The organism is Neisseria sp. HMSC03D10 (assembly GCF_001807625.1).
GTDB classification, from domain to species: domain Bacteria; phylum Pseudomonadota; class Gammaproteobacteria; order Burkholderiales; family Neisseriaceae; genus Neisseria; species Neisseria mucosa.
This window is the reverse complement of sequence record NZ_KV789575.1, coordinates 1-3,645: the sequence shown is the minus strand read 5'-3', so window position 1 is coordinate 3,645 and position 3,645 is coordinate 1. Positions and strand designations below refer to the sequence as shown.

The 3,645-nt window shown below is 40.2% G+C and carries 5 protein-coding genes; all 5 read right to left on the bottom strand.

The window, feature by feature from the left end; genetic code table 11:
* Positions 1-115 precede the first annotated feature (115 nt).
* Positions 116-1,357 (bottom strand): type VI immunity family protein, encoded by a 1,242-nt coding sequence (locus HMPREF3066_RS08405; RefSeq protein WP_070442066.1) that lies wholly within the window; start codon positions 1,355-1,357, stop codon positions 116-118.
* A 69-nt stretch (positions 1,358-1,426) separates the two neighbouring features.
* The gene (locus HMPREF3066_RS13170; protein ID WP_168160667.1) at positions 1,427-1,594 is read right to left on the bottom strand and encodes a hypothetical protein; all 168 of its coding nucleotides are present in this window, start codon (positions 1,592-1,594) and stop codon (positions 1,427-1,429) included.
* Positions 1,595-1,822: 228 nt separating this feature from the next.
* Entirely contained in the window at positions 1,823-2,308 is a 486-nt protein-coding gene (locus tag HMPREF3066_RS12900; RefSeq protein ID WP_141743205.1) for a putative T6SS immunity periplasmic lipoprotein, read from the bottom strand.
* A 95-nt stretch (positions 2,309-2,403) separates the two neighbouring features.
* Entirely contained in the window at positions 2,404-3,177 is a 774-nt protein-coding gene (locus HMPREF3066_RS08400) for a hypothetical protein (protein WP_141743204.1), read from the bottom strand.
* Positions 3,178-3,180: 3 nt separating this feature from the next.
* A partial coding sequence (locus HMPREF3066_RS08395) for a DUF2345 domain-containing protein (RefSeq protein ID WP_141743203.1) occupies positions 3,181-3,645 on the bottom strand: 465 nt, incomplete at its 5' end.

Below are 3,645 nucleotides of genomic sequence, written 5' to 3'. Positions count from 1 at the left end.
AATAGGCTTTTATGAGTGTCCAAGATTTGGGGACCAGTTCAATGTTTCAGACGGCCTTTTACTATTAGGCTTCATTAAAATACCATTAAGATACTTACGATGGTCTTTCTGATATTTATCTAAATGAAGGGATAACAAGCAAGTCCCCACCGTCATCCCTGCTGATTAGTCTCCACAAAGTCTGCGCCAGCAAATCTTCAGGCTTGGGTACATCGGGAAAGGGCTTTCCCTTTTCCAAATGTATGGCTTCCCCATTGTGGTTGAACGGCTGCCATACTCCACTGTACGGCACACGGACGGTTTCGCCGTTTTCCACCAGTATCGGCGCAGTTTTAACGATTTTGCCCTCCGGGTCCAATATCCCGTCCTTCATATTCGGGTTGCCCCAGCGGTGTGTCCAGTAATAGGTTTTGACAGCATCAAAATGGGGCGCATCGTAAAGGTGGTGCAGACGGTTAGGAACGGCTTTGATGACCGGCCTTAAGGCTTCGTTCAATGCCTGGTAATTCAAAGGCAGAGGTTCTCCGGCATCGCCGACGTCGGGCAGTTCGTCGATTTTGATGGCGGAAACGCCGTTTGCCTGCGTTTTGACCGTGATTTCAGGGTACTGGGCTGCCAGCCGCGCCCATACCTGAGGTTCGATACGCATGAATAGGGATTTGCCTAGAATGGTGTACCAAGCGATGCTTTTTATGGCATCTGGATAGTCTGAATCTCCCATGAATGCATTGCAGTTGGGCATCACATTATAGTAATGAGTGGCAACCTGGTATTCGTGCAGCTCCCATTCATGATACCCGTAAGGAAGAATACACTCCAAGCCCGCGTAGCCGTGCAGTACGTCGAATTGTGCGCACAGGTAATCCACCCATTCTTCAAATTCCGACCGTTTGGTTTCATCCTTCAACCAACCGATGGGAAAGACGAGCCGCAGGTAGCTGAGGAGGTTGTAGTCATTTTCACCTGTTGGAGACGTTGTCACTGATGTACACAAATAATCATTAGCATAATCTCCCCAGCGTTCGGTACCTATAAATAAAAATAATCCTTTATTTTTTTCAGCATAAACTGATAGTTTATCGATAGTAGTAGCAAATTGTTTTTCAGTAAATTTGACAAACCTCTTATTTTGAAGACTACTAAATAGGCCGTTCAAATATTTGTTATATTTTTCCTGATACTTTCTGAACACATCCAATACCTTCCTCTGCCCGCTTTCACTCCCGCCGCCGTAGAAATATATAGTAATGCCCAGCCCCATCTTGGCATACAGCCTGTGTTCGTCGTCGTACAGTTCGCAACGCTGCGCATGAAACATAATGTCGTTCAAACGGTTTTTTTGTTCTTGAGGGGTCATGCTTTGTCCTTTCGTAGAGATTGAATATTTTAAGCCGTCTGAAAAACTGTTTTCAGACGGCCTGTTCGCTTACCTGACCGCCGCACCAACTGCTGCCGCACCTAATCCTATAGAAGTCAAAAAAGCTTGAACCGAAGCGGCGTAGGGAGCAGTACCCGTCCCAGCAGTGAAAAACGTAACCGCCGCACCAATGGCAATAACTAGAACCACCACCGTACCGACATCGATGACCTGCATCCAGTCAATCTTTTTGATTTCCTCTATTGTCCAGTCGGTAGCCCTTTTCAGGGCTTCGAAAACAGCATCTAACTACTTTTGCGTTCAGGCTTTAATCGTCCTGCCCTGTTCGTTTATCCATCTCCATGCAAATATAGATTAAGTTGCCCCTAAAAAAGTTATTGAACGATCTAAAATGTAGGAATCATGGTCAACCTACACTTGTTGATCCTTAATTACGAAATTTACTTACTTCCATAAATCCATAAACCATCTAAATAACAAATCTAACCAGCTTATCTGTTGTTTTGTATCAGAAGAAGATAATATTTCAACTTTATCTACACATCTATTCTTTGAAAAATCAAAATCTTGAACCTCAAATTTTCCATTAGTATTTTTTAAGCAATACGTACTGCTAAATCCATCAAAATTATTAGAAATATGCCTATCATCACTAGGTACTGAAGCTGCCTTTAGAGTAAAACTATAACTTACATTATTCCTAAAATTTATATTTGGAAAGTTTGACTCATCCGCAAAAATACATTTTTCCTTTACAGGATATTGTTTTTCAAATGAACTTAAATAACGCCAATATTCTGAATTCCCAGTATTTTCGTCAACATAACCAATCCTTAATATATAACTACCTGTTAAACCATTAGTATCAATATAAATACAAGGTTTATTATTTTTTATAATAACATTCACATCTCCGTCAGGATAAGGCATATGAGAAAACCCGTATGCGTTTAAACTCGATATGACATAATAAATAAATAAAAATTTACTTCTTCTCATAAAAATCTTCTATAAATAATTTTATTTTAAAAAGTACGAACTTTAGTCACAGCATCAATATAAATTCTATTATTTTTTTCCTCTCTATGATGATGTATTTCCGTTGTCCATTCTTCAGATTTTAATTTTCTATCTAAAGGGTTTCTCAAAAAATCTCTCAAAACATATTCTCTACGTGATTGTTGATTGATCAAATTCCGTAATTGTGGTTCTTGAAATACATAGTTCGCATGATATTTAACTAGGTAATAATGGCACACAATATCCGCCTGTTGTTCAATATTGAAATCCTTAAACTCTCTACCTCTATCTATGCCTAACAAGTCATATGCATAAGCCATTAAACGTCCTGATGTATCTCTTTCAGAATATCCTCCAATTGATGCCAATCGCACCCCTCTACAGGCTACATTTAAATCCATTGCAAAATATTGCCAAACGTGTGTCATTTCATGAATAAACCATCGTTGATTATCCTCTTTGTCTGTCAAAGGACCAGAAAAATCTTTAATCACATCATAAACTTTAATCGGCAAGTGAATTTTACCATATGGAGTCATTGCATTTCTTGAATGGTCAGGCATACCCAGCAACCCTCCCCTTACAATCCTAACTTTTTCATAAGGAATCGAATCTTTGAAGATAAGTCGTGCCAAAGCGATTTCTCCTAAAGTTAATTTTCTTGATGTGGGAGGAAGTCTTACTGGAACAGGTTTTCCAGGCGAATTTAATAATACGGTAGTTGCTTCTTTCGTTGTGACTGTTATATATGTCCCATGTATTTTTATTTTGTTTGTCATGATTTACTCCCTGGTTTCAATTTCAATACGGATACCTTCCATATTTTCAGTGGTTACGAATTTGGTCAGCCCATTTTTATCCGACCTTCCTTTTAACAAAAGTTCTTTTCCTCTATATATCTTATACAGTACTCCTGCCAAAACCTCTCCCGTCAATTCATCTTGCAATACAAATTGCCGACCATATCTATGAAGAGGAGAAGCAGGAAGAAACACTTTATTTAATATGCTATTCGGCCCACCCACCACCAATGGCGCCCTCACCCTTACCACCTTCGGACTCCCGATCTCAACCTCCCCGTTACTCAACTTGATATACGCCCCTTTGCAGGTAATCAGTATCTCTTCCTTCGCCGCCATGGTGACTTTCCCTGCGCTGCTGGTTAATGTTGCGTCCTTTAAGGCATTCAGCTGCAACTCGTCATTCTGTGCCTGTACTTCCACTTTGCCCTGATTGGCCTGCACTTT